This window comes from Albidovulum marisflavi (assembly GCF_025751435.1).
GTDB classification, from domain to species: domain Bacteria; phylum Pseudomonadota; class Alphaproteobacteria; order Rhodobacterales; family Rhodobacteraceae; genus Albidovulum; species Albidovulum marisflavi.
The window spans coordinates 865,196-881,319 of sequence record NZ_JAOWKY010000001.1; the positions used below are offsets into that span (position 1 = coordinate 865,196).

Consider the following 16,124-nt stretch of genomic DNA (forward strand, 5'->3'; position numbering starts at 1 on the left):
TATGGCAAGCGTTCTTGTGATCATCGTGAACTGGCGCACCGCCGAGATGACGCTGGCCGCGGCCGAAGCCGCTCTGGCCGCGATGGAGGGGATACCCGGTGCGATCACCATCGTCGACAACGATTCGGGCGACGGGTCCGAGGACATTTTGCGCGCCGGTATCGCGCGGCGCGGCTGGAACCGGGTGCGCGTGATCCAGTCCGGACGGAACGGCGGCTACGGCGCAGGCAACAACGTCGGCATCCGCGCGGGTCTGCCGGACGGAAGCAAGCCTGACTACGTCCACGTCCTGAACCCGGATGCGTTCCCCGCGCCCGGCGCCATCCGTGCGCTGGTGGCCCACATGGAGCGCCACCCCGAAGCAGGCGTCGCCGGCAGCTACGTCCATGGGCCCGACGGGGTCCCGCACGCCTCTGCCTTCCGGTTCTTCAGCATCGGATCCGAGTTCGAGGACGCGGCCAAGACGGGGCCGATATCCCGGCTTCTGGCCAACCGGATCGTGCCGTTGCCGACGCCGACAGAAGCCACGCGCGTGGACTGGGTCACGGGCGCCTCAATGATGCTGAGGCAGTCGGTGCTGGATCGCATCGGCCTGTTTGACGAAGCGTATTTCCTGTATTTCGAGGAAACCGACCTGTGCCTTCGCTTTGCGCGGGCGGGCTACGCGACGGACCATGTCCGGCGCAGCGAGGTGACCCACATCGGATCGGTCTCGACGGGGATGAAATCGCTGGCGCGGGTTCCGGCCTATTGGTTCGACAGCCGCTGGCGCTATTTCGCCAAGAACCACGGCCGGGCCTATGCCTTCGCGGCGACGGGCGCGCGCGTGGCGGGGGGGCTTCTTCTAGGGCTGAGGCGTCTGGTCGGCAGATGCGCCCAGCAAAATCCGCCGTACTTCCTGCGCGACCTGTTGGCGCATGGGATGAAGGCGGGCTGCAGGGCGGTCGCGCCCGAACGGGGAACCAGGACGCAAACGCCAGTTGGGAGCAAGACATGACGCGGTTTTCCGGCCTGTTCGTCGGCAACGAATCCCTGTTGATCCAGTGCTCCGAAACCTGGCTGGCCGCGGGACACGGGATCGCGGCGATCGTCACGCGAAATCCCGAGATCGCCCGCTGGGCGAATGATCGCGGGCTTCGGGTCGAGGCGCAGGATGCAGGGCTGGCGGAGCGAAGCGCCGACCTGTCCTGCGACTGGTTGTTTTCGGTCGCGAACCTGCACGTCCTGCCCGAGCCTCTGATCCAGACCGCGAAACGCGGGGCAATCAACTTTCACGATGGACCCCTGCCACGGCACGCAGGTCTGAACGCCCCGGTCTGGGCAATCCTGGAAGGCGAAAAGCGCCACGGGGTCGCCTGGCATCTGATCGAAGGCGGCATCGACGAAGGCGCGATCCTGGAGACGCGCGAATTCGACATTGCGGACGCGGAAACCGCGCTGACGCTGAACGCGAAGTGCTTCGAGGCGGCGATAGATAGCTTTGGCACGCTGGTCGCCGCGATCGGCGCGGACGATCTTCACCCGCGCGACCAGGACCTTGCGCTGCGCAGCTGGCATGCCCGCGCCGACCGGCCGCGCGCCGCGGCGCGCCTGGATTTCTCACATTCCGGCGAAGATGTCGTGCGTCTTGTCCATGCGCTTGACCATGGCGGCTACTGGAATCCGCTGGCGCTCCCCAAGATCGTAGCAGCGGGGCGGGTCCTGGCCGTCGGCTCTGCCGAAACGGCGCCGGGCGACGCCAGCCCGGCCGGCACCGTCCTGGCGGCGGATCGGGCGGGGCTTACAGTTGCCTGTGGTCGCGGGGCGGTCACCATCGGGGCGCTGAGGGACATGGACGGGAACGCGGTCTGCCCGATTTCTCTTGCCGCTGTGGGGCAGACGCTTCCCGCGCTGCAACCGGACGAGGCAGACCATCTGAGCGCGGCCATGGCCGCGATTGCCTCCGGCGACGGCCATTGGCGCGAACGGTTGCGCGCGCTTCGTCCTGCCGCGCTGCCCTTGGCGGCCGAGCCGGAACATGCCCCCGACTGGCAGCGGATCGGGTGCGACATCGCGGATGGCGACCCGGCGCGGGGCGCGGCGGCGCTGGCGCTTTTCGCCCGAGCCTACGGCGGAGATGAGCCTGTCGACGTGGCGCTGCGCCTTGCCGGAGCGCCTGCCGCCGACGGATACCTTTCGCACTGGGTCCCCCTTCGCGCGGGGCAAAAAGCGACGGCTGGCTCTTTCCTGGACGCGTTCAAGCGTGATCTTGCCCGCGCGATGAGGTGGCCCGCATTCGCGACCGATCTGCCGCTGCGCGACCCGGACATGGGCCGGGTGACGCAGCCAGACATCGCGCTGAGCCTTGGGGCGGACGCGCCGTTGACAGGTAGCGTCCTGACGCTGGCGATTTCGGGCGACGGTGCGGCCCTGCATTTCGATGCGACGCGGCTTGACGCCGGCTGCGCGGAAATCCTGGCGGCGCGCATCGCGCATCTGGCAGACGCCCTGGGTGCGGCACATGGCGACCCGGTCCTGACGACCCTGTCCGCGATGCCCGAAAGCGAACGCACCCTGCTTACCAAGGACTGGAACCGCACCGCAGCCGGCTACGACGCCGCCCTTTGCGTGCACGAGGCATTCGAGGCGCAGGCCGCGCGCACGCCGGATGCCGTCGCCCTTATCCACGAAGACAAGAAGCTGAGCTATGGCGACCTGAACGCGCGCGCCAACCAGGTCGCGCATGTGCTGATGGACATGGGCGTCGGGCCGGGAACGCTGGTCGGCCTTTGCACGGGACGTTCGCCTTTGCTGATGGTCGGCGCGCTGGCGATCCAGAAGGCCGGAGGGGCCTATGTGCCGCTGGACCCATCCTATCCCGCCGACCGTCTCGCGCTTTATGTCGAGGATTCCGCCTGTCCTGTCATCGTGACCGAACGCGCGCTTTCGCAAACGCTTCCGCATAGCGCCGCCGCCATCCTGCGGCTGGACGACGACCCGCGCATCGCAAAGGCATCGGGCGACAATCCCGGCAGCGGGGTCACGGGCGATGACCTGGCTTACATGATCTACACCTCGGGCTCTACCGGACGGCCCAAGGGCGTGATGATCGAACATCGCAACGTCCAGAACTTCTTCACCGGCATGGATGCGCATATCCGCTGCGATCCCCCGGGCACATGGCTTGCCGTGACCTCGCTCTCCTTCGACATCTCGGTGCTTGAGCTGTTCTGGACGCTTGCGCGCGGGTTCCGCGTGGTGATCATGGGGGACGCGGACCGGGCGCTGGTGTCGGGGGGAAGAACGCCGGTGTCCGCCAAGGGCATGGACTTCAGCCTTTACTACTGGGGCAATGACGACGGGGCGGGGCCTGCAAAGTACGACCTTCTGCTTGAGGGCGCGAAATTCGCGGACCGGCACGGCTTCTGCGCGGTCTGGACGCCCGAGCGGCACTTCCACGCCTTCGGGGGCCCCTATCCCAACCCCTCGGTCACGGGCGCGGCAGTGGCGGCGGTCACGCGCAACCTTGCGGTGCGGGCAGGGTCCTGCGTCGCGCCGCTGCATCACCCGGCCAGGATCGCCGAGGAATGGGCGGTCATCGACAACCTGACCAACGGGCGCGCCGGGCTGGCCATCGCCTCGGGCTGGCAGCCCGACGATTTCGTGCTCAGGCCCGAAAACACGCCCCCCGAGAACAAGCCCGCGATGTTCGACGCGATCGACAAGGTCCGCCGTCTGTGGCGCGGCGAGGCGGTCGAGTTCCCGACGGCCTCGGGCAAGCCCTTTGCCGTCGTGACCCAGCCCCGGCCCGTGTCGAAAGAAGTGCCGATTTGGGTCACGACCGCGGGCAATCCCGAAACTTGGCGCGAGGCCGGGGCGGCGGGCGCGAACATCCTCACCCATCTGCTTGGCCAGTCGGTCGACGAGGTGGGGGGCAAGATCAAGCTGTACCACCAAGCCCTGCGCGAAGCCGGACACGATCCGGCCGATCACACCGTCACCCTCATGCTGCACACCTACGTTGCGGCGAATCGCGATCACGCGCGCGAAACGGCGCGGGGACCGATGAAGGATTACCTGCGCTCGGCGGCGGGGCTGATCAAGCAATACGCCTGGGCCTTTCCGGCCTTCAAGAAGCCGCAGGGCATGACCAACCCGATGGAGATCGACCTGCGCTCGTTGACCGAGGAGGAAATGGAGGGTGTGCTGGACTTCGCCTTCCAACGCTATTTCGAGGATTCCGGCCTGTTCGGCACGGTCGAGGACTGCGTGGCAAGAGTCGAGGAACTGAAGCGCATCGGCGTGGGCGAGGTCGCCTGTCTGATCGACTACGGCATTCCCGTTCAGACGGTGCTTGAGGGGCTGGTGCCGCTGGCAGAGGTTCTTCGTCGGACCAACGCGGCCGCGACCGAAACGGAAAAGGACTTCTCGATCGCCGCCCAGATCGCGCGCCACGGGGTCACCCATCTGCAATGCACCCCATCCATGGCACGAATGCTGGCCATGAACCCGGAGTCGCGGTCGGCGCTTGCGTCGCTCAAGGAGCTGATGATCGGGGGCGAGGCCCTGCCCGGCGCGCTGGTCGCCGACCTTGCCACCGCGACGGAGGCGCGCATCCTGAACATGTACGGCCCGACGGAAACCACGATCTGGTCGGCGGTCGACCTGGCCGAGCCGGGCATGGCGGTCTCTCCGGTCGGGCACCCGATCGCCAACACGCAGTTCTACGTCCTCGACGCCTCTGGCGATCCTGCACCGATGGGCGTCGCAGGCGAGCTGTGGATCGGCGGCGATGGCGTGGCGCGCGGCTATTGGAGGCAAACCGGGCTGACTGACGACCGCTTCCGCCCCGATCCCTTCACGGGCGGGCGGATGTATCGCACCGGTGACCTGGTGCGGCAGCGATCCGATGGGCGCTTCGATTTCCTCGGCCGCATCGACCACCAGGTCAAGATCCGCGGCTACCGGATCGAGTTGGGCGAGATCGAGGCCGCCGCGGTCGAGATGCAGGGCGTGCGGCAGGCTGTCGTCCTGGCGCGCGAAGACGTGCCGGGTGACGTGCGGCTGGTGGCCTATGTGACCACGGAGCCGGGCCTTTCGCCCGAGGCGCTTGGGGCGCATCTGAAGGTGCGCCTGCCGGCGCACATGGTCCCCGCCCATGTCGTGCCGCTGGACGAAATGCCGCTGACGCCGAATGGCAAGGTCGACCGCAAGGCACTGCCCGCGCCCGCCGCCGTCACCGCGCCGAAGGTTGCCGAAGCCATCCGCGTGGCACCGTCTTCCGGTGCGGAGGAGACGATCGCGGGCATATGGCGCCGCATTCTCAATCTTCCGGCTGTGGGCGCGGAGGACAATTTCTTTGCCCTCGGTGGGCATTCGCTTCTGGCGGTGCAGGCGCATCGCGAAATCAGGGATGCGATGGGGGCGTCGACACTGTCGATCACCGACATCTTTCGGTTCCCCACGCTTTCGGCCCTGGCGCGGCACCTGGAAACGCCGCAAGCCTTCGAGCCGCGCATCCACATTGCCGGGGGCGCGAACGATCGCGCGGCGCAGAGGTCCGACGCGATGTCAAAGCGCCGCGCGCTTCGCGCGAACCGGGGGGCATGATGCCGGCCGCGCAGGCAGAGATGGTCGAGTTGACACGCGGGTTGCTTCCGGGCCCGGTCGCCGTCTGCGCCAGCCGCATCGGTCCCGATGATGCCGGGCTCTGGCCGGTCGAGGCCGACGCGATGCGACGCGCGGTTCCACGCAGGCGCGCCGAATTCGCGGCGGGCAGGTTGGCCGCGCGCAGGGCGATGGCCGAGCTTGGCCAGACGCCCGGCGCCATACCGATGCGACACGACCGGTCGCCCGAATGGCCTGCGCGGCTGACCGGATCGATCACGCATGCCGGTGGCCTGGCGCTGGCCGCCGTGGCACGCACCGACCAGGTGGCGGCGATCGGCATCGACGCCGAGCCTGATGAACCGCTTCCCGAAGGGCTTCTTGGGCTCATCTGCAGAGCGGAAGAGCGCGCTTGGTGCGCCACGACACCGGATCCCGGGCGCGCGGCACGGCTGATCTTCGCGGCCAAGGAAGCCGCCTACAAGTGCCAGTACCCGCTGTCCGGCAAGCTTTTCGGCCATGAGGCTCTGCGCATCACGGTTGGGGGTGCCGGCCGCTTGACAGCCTGCTTCATGCAGCCCGCCGGCCCATTCGCCGCGGGCGAGACGATGGCGGGCCAGGCCGGCTGGCGCCACGGCATGATCATCGCGGCCTTTTCAGTGCCGCTTGGGCACTGAGAGGGCAGGCACATGCGTAGAAACCTGATCCTTTTCGGTCTTGCCGCCGCCGGTGCGCTTGTCGCCGGCGGTTTGGCCTGGCATCGGCTGCGCCGCGATCCGACGCTGCCCCCGGCGCGCCGGCCAATGCCCCGGTCCGAGTTCCAAGGCCTTTACGACCGCCCGCTTGCGCCGCCCAGCGGGCCGCTACGCGTGTTTCACCTGGGGCATAGCCTGGTGGGCCACGACATGCCCGCCATGCTTGCCCAGCTCGCCGGGCCGGGCCATCGCTACGAAAGCCAGATAGGGCGCGGCACCACGCTGCGCGCGCACTGGGAAGATGACATTCCCATCGAGGGATATGCCGAAGACAATGCCCATGGCCGCTTCCGCCCCGCCAAGGAGGCGCTTGAAAGCAGCGACTACGACGCGTTCATCATGACCGAACGAGTGGATATCCGGACCTCGATCCGGGAAGAGGGCAGTGCCGCTTATGTCGCGCTGTGGGCAGAGCTTGCCCGCCGGGGAAATCCCGACACGCGGGTCTACCTCTACGAGACCTGGAATTGGCTGAGCGTCGAGGATGGTTGGCTGGAGCGTATGGACGGCGACCTTCCGCGCTACTGGATCGATGACATCCTGCGCGGCGCGGCAGCCTATCTGGGCGGCGCTCCGATCTACGTGATCCCGGCTGGCCAGGTCCTGGGTCGCGTGACCCGCGCCGCCGAAGCCGGACAGGTCGCTGGCATCGCGAGCCGCGAGGATTTCTTTGCCAGGACCGCGACGGGGGAACTGGACAGGATCCACATCGGGGACCTGGGGGCATTCGTGGTGGCGCTTGCGCATCATGCGGTTCTTTACCGGACAAGGCCCCCGGGACTTGACGCGGAAATGCGCAGGGCCGATGGCACGCCTGCCGATCTGCCCGACGAACTGGATCGCGCGGCACTATGGTCGATGATCGAAGAGGTCGTCGGCGGCTTGCCGGAAACAGGAGTTGGACGGGTTTGACCGGCGATAGCAGCCACAGACGTCAGCCCCTCGATAGGCGGAACGACGAAGCGGATCGAAAGGCAGAGTTCTGATGCCCAACACCTTCGCCTTCCTCGTGCTTTATTGCTGGCCGGTGGTAATCATCTTCCTGTTCGCCGCCCTGCCCAGATCCTTCGCCATCGCGATCTCGATCATCGGGGGATACCTGATCCTGCCGGTTCAGACGGGGATCAACCTGCCGATGCTGCCGACGCTGGACAAGTCCCTGCTGCCGTCGCTGTTCACGGGCATCATGTGCCTGCTGATGGTGGATGGCCGCGCGAACAACGCCCGCCGCATGCCGGAAAGGCGCATCGAACCGGAGGCGGCCCAGATCGCCGAAACGGGGGACATGCCGCCGCGGGCGTCGCCGATGTTTTCCCGCCAACCCGTCCGCGCCAGGGTTCAAGGGTCAACCGCAGGGCCGGACAACGACGCAGCCCTTCCCGCGACCCTTTCGGCCCCGCCCTTTGGGACAGCCCCCCTGTCGAGCCCATCCGGGACGGCGCAGTCCAGCGCGGCCCTGCGCGCCGTCCTTCTGGCGCTTCTGGCTCTGACGATGATCTCGCCCGTCGCGACCGTGCTTTCGAACCCCGAACCCCTGTTCTTCGGTCCCACGATGCTGCCGGGGCTCCGGTTGTACGATGCCGCCTCGATGGCGATGACGGTCGGGGTCCACATGCTGCCCTTCGTCATCGGATGGCGCTATCTGGGCGGGACGCGGGAACTTGGCCACCTTGTTCTCGTCCTGGCGATTGCCGGGCTGTTCTATTCTCTTCCCGCCCTGTTCGAGGTCAGGATGAGCCCGCAGCTGAACACCTGGATCTATGGCTTCTTCCAGCACTCGTTCCTTCAGCACATTCGCCAAAGCGGTTACCGTCCGATCGTCTTTCTTGGGCACGGCCTGGCGCTGTCGATCTTCCTGGCCCAGACCTTTTTGGCCGCGATCGCCCTATGGCGCGCACGCCAAGACGTGCGAAACTCCGGCGTGCATTGGCTGCTTGGCTCCGCCTGGCTTTTCCTTGCGCTGGTCCTTTCCAAGTCGCTTGGCGCGCTTGCCATCGCGACCGTGTTCGGACTGATCCTGATGATTGCAGGCAAGCGGTCGGTCGTCCTCTTCGCGGCGGTCGCCATCGCGTTCGTGACGATCTATCCGGTTCTGCGTGGCAGCGGCCTTGCCCCCGTGCAAGGTGTGTACGACTTCGCCAAGGCAGTCGATGTCGATCGCGCGGAATCCTTCAAGTTCCGGCTGGACAACGAAGATGCGTTGCTGGACCGCGCCAACCTCAAGCCGATGTTCGGTTGGGGAAGCTGGGGGCGCAACCGGATCTTCGACCCCGACACCGGAGAGGACAGGAGCGTCACCGATGGCGACTGGATCATCACGATCGGCGTCTATGGATGGGTCGGCTATCTCAGCAAGTACGGGCTCTTCGCCCTTCCCGTCATGGCGCTGGCGTGGCGGCGCAGGGCCACGCAGTTGACCTTCGCGGCCTGCGGCCTGTGCATGATACAGGCCGCCAACATCCTTGACGCGATCCCGAACGCCACGATCGTGCCGGTGACCTGGCTGATCGCCGGAGCGCTCGCCGGGTTCGCTTGCCGTGGCGCGGCGGGCGTCGGGCCTGCGCCGGCGCAGCCGCCGCGGCATCGACAAGCGCGACACGCCGGCGTCGGGCAAGGCCGAACCCAGCCGGCGGCGCGCTTGACGAGAACGCGCGACTGATCGCCCGGATCCAAGCTGCTGATGGGCCTTGACGAAGCGGCCCGCAGCCCGCGAAACTTCGCGCGGGTGGGGCAACGGGGCAGGGCCGCTGGATGAAGGCTAACGGTCTTTTCTCGTCCGATTTCAAGGCCGCGCCCTATTGGTGGGACCGCACGCCGCGCCCCGACCTTCCGCAGGCTGCCCCGCCATCCGCTGCGGATGTCGTGATCATAGGGTCCGGCTACACCGGCCTTCATGCCGCCGTGCAGACGGCGAGGGCGGGGCTGTCGACCGTCGTCCTGGATGCCGAAGCGGCGGGCTGGGGATGTTCCACGCGCAACGGCGGGCAGATATCGACCAGCGTCAAGCCGGGCTTCGCGGCGCTGGCCCGGCACCACGGCGCGGATACCGCCAGGGCGATCCTGCACGATGGCCAGGCTTCGCTGGCCTTCGTCGGCGACTTTGTCAGGGCCGAGCGCATCGACTGCGATTTCCGGGTCGTCGGCCGTTTCCACGGGGCGCACCTGCCCCGATCCTACGCTGCCCTCGCGCGCGATTGCGCGGCCGGGAACCCCGTCTTTCAAACCGACGCCTTCATGGTGCAGCCGGACGACATGGCCGCTGAGCTTGGCACTGCCGCCTATTCCGGGGGATGCGTCTTCCCCCATCATGCCAGCATCGACCCGGCGCGCTATCACGCCGGCCTGCTGCGTGTCGCCCAGTCGTCCGGAGCCGCAATCGTCCCCCATTGCCCCGCGACCTCGATTGAGAGAGAGACCGGGGTGATCTCGATCCGCACGCCACGCGGCAGCATACGCACCGGACGCGCGATCATCGCCACGAACGGATATACCGGTGCGCTGTCGCCCTGGCACCAGCGACGGATCATTCCGATCGGGTCCTACATGATCGCGACCGAACCCATCGCGCCTGACCTGATGGACCGCCTGTTTCCGACAGACCGGGTGGTGACCGACACCCGCAAGCTTGTCTACTACTACCGCCCCTCGCCGGATCGGAGCCGCATCCTGTTCGGAGGGCGCGTTTCGGTTTCCGAGACCGACCCGCGCAAAAGCGCGTATCCCCTTCACGCCGAACTGACCCGGCTTTTCCCAGAACTTTCGCAAACCCGCGTCAGCCATTCCTGGATGGGCTTTGTCGGATACACATTCGACACGCTCGCGCATGTGGGCGAAACCGACGGCATCATGCACGCGATGGGCTACTGCGGCTCGGGCGTCGGCATGGCCAGCTACCTGGGCATGAAGCTGGGGCGCCGCGCAGCCGGGCTGGCCGAGGCGGACTGCGGCCACGAAGGCCCCGGTTTCCCGACGCGGCCTCTCTATTCCGGGCGCCCCTGGTTTCTTGCGCCGATGGTCGCCGCCTACCGTTTGCGCGACAGGTTCGGCCTGTAGGCGTCATCGCCTCATGACCTGTCCGATTGCATTTCGCCCCTGACCGGACTATCTGGAACGCCTGAAAAGGAAGAGCGGGATCACAAGAGATGAACTGGATCACCAACTACGTCCGCCCGAAGATCAACTCGCTCTTCTCGCGTCGCGAGGTGCCGGAGAACCTTTGGACCAAGTGTTCCGAATGCGGAACCATGCTTTTCCACCGCGAGCTCAGCGACAACCTGAACGTCTGCACCAATTGCGATCATCACATGGCGATCACGCCGCGCGCCCGTTTCGCGGCCCTGTTCGACGGCGGCATCTTTTCCGAGGTCAAGGTGCCCGATCCTGTCGCAGACCCGCTGCATTTCCGCGATCAGAAGAAATACCCCGACCGCATGAAGGCCGCACAGAAGAGCACTGGCGAAAAGGAGGCGATGCTGGTCGCCGAGGGAGAGATTTCCCGCACCCCGATCATCGCCGTGGGCCAGGACTTTTCCTTCATGGGTGGCTCGATGGGCATGTATGTCGGCAATGCGATCATTGCCGCGGCCGAACGCGCGGTCAAACTCAAGCGCCCGCTCGTGCTGTTCTCCGCCGCGGGCGGCGCACGGATGCAAGAGGGCATTCTGTCGCTCATGCAGATGCCGCGCACGACGGTCGCGGTCGAAATGCTCAAGGAAGCCGGGCTTCCCTATATCGTCGTGCTGACCCACCCGACGACGGGCGGTGTCACCGCGTCCTACGCCATGCTGGGCGACGTTCACATCGCCGAACCCAACGCGCTTATCTGCTTCGCCGGCCCGCGCGTGATCGAACAGACGATCCGGGAAAAGCTTCCCGAAGGGTTCCAGCGCGCGGAGTACCTGCTTGACCACGGGATGCTCGACCGCGTCACGCACCGCAAGAAACTGCGCGAAGAGCTGGTGACGATCCTAAGGTTGCTGACCCGCCAGTCCCCGGCGGTGAAGGGCGACCTGCCGGCGCCCAAGTCCGAGGCGCCCAAGGCCGAAGGTCCCAAGGCGGACACCAAGTAAGTTCTTCTTTTCCCAAATATCCTCGGGGGGGCCGGGGGGCAGACGGCCCCCCGGCCTTACCCCGGCCAAGCGCTACGAGGCTGACATGTCGCAGGGTTCCGACCTCATCCTTTCGCGGATGATGGAGCTTCATCCCAAGATCATCGACCTGACGCTCGATCGGGTCTGGCGGCTTCTCGATGCGCTCGGCCATCCCGAACGCAAGCTGCCCCCGGTGATCCACATCGCGGGCACCAATGGCAAGGGTTCGACCCAGGCGATGATCCGCGCCGGGCTTGAGGCGATGGGGGGACGGGTGCACGCCTATACCTCTCCGCATCTCGCCCGGTTCCACGAACGCATCCGCCTGGCGGGCGAGCTGATCTCCGAAGACCACCTGACCGAAATCCTGGAAGAATGTGAAACCGCGAACGGCGGGATTCCGATCACCTATTTCGAGATCACGACTTGCGCCGCGATCCTGGCCTTTGCGCGCACGCCCGCCGACTGGACGCTGCTTGAGGTCGGTCTTGGCGGCCGGCTGGATGCCACGAACGTGGTGGACGAACCCCGGCTCACGATCATCACGCCGGTGTCGATCGATCACCAGCAGTATCTTGGCGACACCCTGCCCGAGATCGCAGGCGAAAAGGCGGGTATCCTGAAGCGCGGCATTCCCTGCGTGGTCGGACCGCAGGAGGACGCGGGGCTTGAGGTGATCGAGGCGAAGGCCGCCCGTCTTGGCTGTCCGCTCATTGTCCACGGCCAGCACTGGAACGTCTGGGAAGAGCGCGGGCGGCTGATCTTCCAGGACGAGAACGGCCTGCTGGACCTGCCCTTGCCGAACCTTCCGGGACCGCACCAGATCGACAATGCCGGCGCCGCGCTGGCCGCGCTTCGGCATCTGGGAGCCGATGAGGCAGCCTGCGAGGCAGCGGTGACCCAGGCTTACTGGCCCGCGCGGATGCAGCGTCTGGCCTACGGTCCCCTGGTCGAGGCCGCGGGTTCCAGCGAGCTTTGGCTAGACGGCGGCCACAACCCGGCCGGCGGTCAGGCGGTGGCGGCGACGCTGTCCCGGTTGCCGGCAAAACCCACGCACCTGATCCTTGGCATGCTGAACACCAAGGATATCGCGGGCTATCTTCGCCCCGTCGCGGCACAGGCGAAATCACTGACGGCGGTGTCGATCCCAGGCGAGGCGAACACGCTTTCGGCCGAGGATACCCAGGCCGCCGCCGCCAGAGCGGGCATCTTGGCAGGCACCGCCGAGAGCGTCCTTGCGGCGGTGCGGACCATCGCCGCCGCGGATCCCGGCGCCCGCATCCTGATCTGCGGCTCGCTCTATCTTGCCGGCGGCGTGCTGAGAGAGAACGGCTAGGCTGAACCGCGGGCGCAAGGCGGCCCCCTGCGCGGACCTGCCTGTGCGTCCGCGCACTTTCGTCAGCCCGCGCCACCGGTTATCCCTTGGTCCAGACCAACGGAGTGACCGACATGACCCTTGAACTGGCCCTCGACACTTTCGGCGATGTGACGCTGGGCCCTGACGGGGCGCTGAAACCGCAGGATCAGGTCATCCGCGACGTGATCGAAGAGGCGGTTCTGGCTGATCAGGTCGGGGTCGACTTCTTCGGTCTGGGCGAACACCATCGCGACGATTTCGCCATCTCGGCGCCCGAGGTCGTGCTGGGCGCGATCGCAGCGCGCACGAGCCGGATCAAGCTTGGCAGCGCGGTGACGGTTCTGTCCTCGGACGATCCGATCCGCGTGTTCCAGCGGTTCTCGACGCTTCAGGCAGTGTCGCAGGGCCGGGCCGAGGTGATTCTGGGCCGCGGCTCCTTCACCGAAAGCTTCCCGCTTTTCGGACTGGACCTTGCGGATTACGAAACGCTGTTCAACGAAAAGCTGGACCTTTTCGCGCGGCTGCTGCGCAGCTCCAAGGTGACCTGGTCGGGCACCACGCGCGCGCCGCTCAGGTCGCACCCCGTCCATCCCCAACCGGCGCAGCCCCTGCGTGCCTGGATCGGGGTGGGTGGCACCCCGGAGTCGGTGATGCGCGCCGTCCACTACGACATGCCGATGATGCTCGCGATCATCGGCGGATCGCCGCAGCGCTTCCGTCCTTATTTCGAACTTTACCGCAGCGCGCTGGCCGAGGCGGGGCGCCCGCCGCTGCCGGTCGGCGTCCATTCGCCCGGCTTCGTGGCCCAGACCGATCAGGCCGCGCGTGAAGGCATCTGGCCGGGCTACAAGGCGCTGCACGACCGCATCGGGCGCGAACGCGGCTGGCCCCCCACGACGCGCGACCAGTTCGAACGCGAAATCGCCCACGGATCGCTTTATGTCGGCGCGCCCGAAACCGTGGCGCGAAAGATTGCTGCGACGGTCCGTGCCCTTGGGCTTGAAAGGTTCGAGATGAAATATTCCTCGGGCCCGATCCCGCATGACCTGCTGATGAAGTCGGTCGAGCTTTACGGCGCGCAGGTCGCGCCCCTGGTGCGGGACATGATTAGCTGAGGACGCCGTCGACCGGCCGCATCGGTTCCGCTGCGGCTTCGCCAAGCGCCTCGGCCACGGAAATTTCGATCACCCGGCACATGGCGTCCAGCGGCAGGCCGTTCACGACGTCGCGGAACGGGTGCTCCAGTTCATCCGTCACGGCGGAAAGGCCGAAGAAGACATAGGCGACGATGGCCGAAACGACCGGCGCGAACCAGCCCGCCGTTTCGATCAGCGCAAAGGGCAGCAGCGTGCAGTACAGATAGCTCGTCCTCAGCACCAGAAGCGAGTAGACGAAGGGCAGGGGCGATCCGGCGATCCGTTCGCATCCCGCCTGCGCCAGCGTCAGCGAGGCCAGCCGTTCGGCCAACGTCCTGCGGCCCATATCCGAAAGCCGCCCGGCCGCCGCTTCGGCTTCCAGCACAAGCATCAGCTCGCGCAAGGCAGCGTCGGGCGGATTGCGCCGCGCGGCATAGTCGCCGGCAGCGGGATCGGTGCGCCGTGCCTCGGCCACCGTGTCGCTCTGGCGTAGCCAGCCGCGGTGCAGATGCGCGAAGGCGACGGTTGTCTTCAGAATCTTCGCGCGGGCCGGGCCTTCACCAAGGAACAACAGCAGTTCCCGCCCGAGGCTGCGGACGTCGGCGATCATGCCGCCCCAAAGCTTGCGCGCCTCCCACCAGCGGTCATAGGCCGCGTTGTTGCGAAACCCCAGGAACAGCGACAGCGCGACACCGAAGATGCCCATCGCCGCGATCGAGACATGCGGCAGCGGATAGAGCGACCGGTCGATGCCGAGGACAGCCGCCGTGTAGAGCGCGAAGAACAGCATCCTGGGTGCGATCTGGATGATGATCGACCCCTTGATCGCGAAAAGAAGCTGCGGAAGGCTTGGTGCGTCGCGGACGATCATCTGGGCGGTCCCTGGTTGCGGTCGCCCTTGTTCTGCGCCCTTCTGGGCGGCGGCACGCGATGAAAGGCGACGGTTGGCGCGCCTTTTGCGCGCGGCGCCCCCGGTCGGAGTGGGCGGACTGGTGCCACAGGATCGCGGCCCTACGCTGTGCCCCAGTCGGCGGCCTGCATTTCGCGCAGGCGGCTGGCCGTGCGCTCGAACTCGAACGAGCCTTCGCCCTCCATGTAAAGCCTTTCGGGCACGTCCGCGGCCGAACACACAAGGCGTGTCCTTGATTCGTAGAGCGCGTCGATCAGGGTCACGAAACGCTTGGCCTGATTGTAGTTTTCCGAGGAGAGCCGCGGGATGTCCTCAAGGATCAGGACCCTGACCGCGTCCGCGATCGCCAGGTAGTCGGCGGGGCCCAGCGGTCGACCGCAGAGATCCCAGAAGGACGCCCGCGCGACGCCCGCGTGATAATCCTGGATCACGACCTCCCGCCCCTTGACGATCAGCCGAAGCTCGGCGTCGGCGCCGCCGCCGGTCAGTTCTGACCATATCTGTTCAAGCGCCGCCTTCGCATCCCGGTCGGCGGGTGCGAAATAAACCTTCGCACCTTCAAGCCGGTGCTGGCGGTAATCGGTTTCGCTTTCGATCTCGCGCACCTCCATCCGCTCTTTCAGAAGCTGGATGAAGGGCAGGAAAAGCGGGCGGTTCAGGCCGTCCTTGTAAAGATCGTCCGGCGTACGGTTCGATGTCGTCACGACCGTCACGCCGCGGTCGAACAGCATCTGGAAGAGCCGCCCCACGATCATCGCGTCCGCGATGTCCGTGATCTGCATCTCGTCGAACGACAGCAGCTTGAGCTTGCCTGCAATCTCATCGGCCACCGGGCGGATGGCGTCGTCCACACCGGTCTTGCGCGCGGCGTGGAGCGCGGTCTGAACCTCTTGCATGAAGGCGTGGAAATGGACCCTGCGCTTGGCTTCGATCGCGACATGCGAATGGAAAAGATCCATCAGCATCGACTTGCCGCGCCCGACCCCGCCCCACAGGTAAAGCCCGCGCACCGCCTCGGGCGCCTTGCCGAACAGGCCGCCAAGAAGTCCCTTCTTTCGTGTCGGGGTCGCTTCCAGCGCGGCGCGGATGCGTTCAAGTTCCGGCATGAGCGCACGCTGAGCCGCATCCTGACGCAGCGCGCCCTCATGCGTCATCCGGTCGTAGATCTGGGTCAGCGTTTCGCGCATGCCTTCCGATAACCCGCGCTGGGCCAAGTGAAAAGGGGCGACGGCCGCATCTTGTCGGCAAGCGCGCGTGCGTGCCCGAGGCAACGCATTCCAAGTCTGAATT

General features: G+C 66.7%; 11 protein-coding genes. 9 read left to right on the top strand and 2 right to left on the bottom strand.

All coding sequences use genetic code 11. From position 1 onward, the window contains the following. Nucleotide 1: 1 nt before the first annotated feature. From OEW28_RS04170 to OEW28_RS04210, 9 genes are all read left to right on the top strand, one after another. Nucleotides 2–997 carry a glycosyltransferase family 2 protein gene (locus OEW28_RS04170; RefSeq protein WP_263733447.1) on the top strand — a complete coding sequence of 332 codons (996 nt, stop codon included), beginning with the start codon at nucleotides 2–4 and terminating at the stop codon, nucleotides 995–997. After that, nucleotides 994–5,589, top strand: coding sequence for a MupA/Atu3671 family FMN-dependent luciferase-like monooxygenase (locus OEW28_RS04175; RefSeq protein ID WP_263733448.1), 4,596 nt, complete (start codon nucleotides 994–996; stop codon nucleotides 5,587–5,589). Before OEW28_RS04170 ends, OEW28_RS04175 begins: the two co-directional genes overlap by 4 nt. Continuing rightward, nucleotides 5,589–6,263, top strand: a complete 675-nt coding sequence (locus tag OEW28_RS04180; RefSeq protein WP_263733449.1) for a 4'-phosphopantetheinyl transferase family protein — start codon at nucleotides 5,589–5,591, stop codon at nucleotides 6,261–6,263. The genes OEW28_RS04175 and OEW28_RS04180 overlap by 1 nt, the downstream gene beginning before the upstream one ends. Nucleotides 6,264–6,275: 12 nt before the next feature. Next, nucleotides 6,276–7,253: a hypothetical protein gene (locus OEW28_RS04185; RefSeq protein ID WP_263733450.1), complete on the top strand. Its 978-nt coding sequence runs from the start codon at nucleotides 6,276–6,278 to the stop codon at nucleotides 7,251–7,253. 73 nt (nucleotides 7,254–7,326) lie between these two features. Then, nucleotides 7,327–9,000, top strand: a complete 1,674-nt coding sequence (locus tag OEW28_RS04190) for a hypothetical protein (protein WP_263733451.1) — start codon at nucleotides 7,327–7,329, stop codon at nucleotides 8,998–9,000. A 92-nt stretch (nucleotides 9,001–9,092) separates the two neighbouring features. After that, a complete protein-coding gene (locus OEW28_RS04195) occupies nucleotides 9,093–10,394 on the top strand; it encodes an NAD(P)/FAD-dependent oxidoreductase (RefSeq protein ID WP_263733452.1) in 1,302 nt (433 codons plus the stop codon). A gap of 89 nt (nucleotides 10,395–10,483) precedes the next feature. Then, nucleotides 10,484–11,410 carry an acetyl-CoA carboxylase, carboxyltransferase subunit beta gene (accD, locus tag OEW28_RS04200; RefSeq protein WP_263733453.1) on the top strand — a complete coding sequence of 309 codons (927 nt, stop codon included), beginning with the start codon at nucleotides 10,484–10,486 and terminating at the stop codon, nucleotides 11,408–11,410. Nucleotides 11,411–11,495: 85 nt separating this feature from the next. Beyond that, entirely contained in the window at nucleotides 11,496–12,767 is a 1,272-nt protein-coding gene (locus OEW28_RS04205) for a bifunctional folylpolyglutamate synthase/dihydrofolate synthase (protein ID WP_263733454.1), read from the top strand. Nucleotides 12,768–12,880: 113 nt separating this feature from the next. After that, complete coding sequence (locus OEW28_RS04210; RefSeq protein WP_263733455.1) at nucleotides 12,881–13,903, top strand: LLM class flavin-dependent oxidoreductase; 1,023 nt, start codon at nucleotides 12,881–12,883, stop codon at nucleotides 13,901–13,903. On the opposite strand, the gene OEW28_RS04215 is transcribed toward OEW28_RS04210, so the two are convergent. Both OEW28_RS04215 and zapE read right to left on the bottom strand, forming a co-directional pair. Beyond that, on the bottom strand, nucleotides 13,896–14,795 hold the full coding sequence (locus OEW28_RS04215; protein ID WP_263733456.1) for a bestrophin family protein: 900 nt from the start codon (nucleotides 14,793–14,795) through the stop codon (nucleotides 13,896–13,898). The genes OEW28_RS04210 and OEW28_RS04215 overlap by 8 nt on opposite strands. A 140-nt stretch (nucleotides 14,796–14,935) precedes the next feature. Beyond that, nucleotides 14,936–16,021, bottom strand: a complete 1,086-nt coding sequence (gene zapE / locus OEW28_RS04220; RefSeq protein ID WP_263733457.1) for a cell division protein ZapE — start codon at nucleotides 16,019–16,021, stop codon at nucleotides 14,936–14,938. Nucleotides 16,022–16,124: the final 103 nt, after the last annotated feature.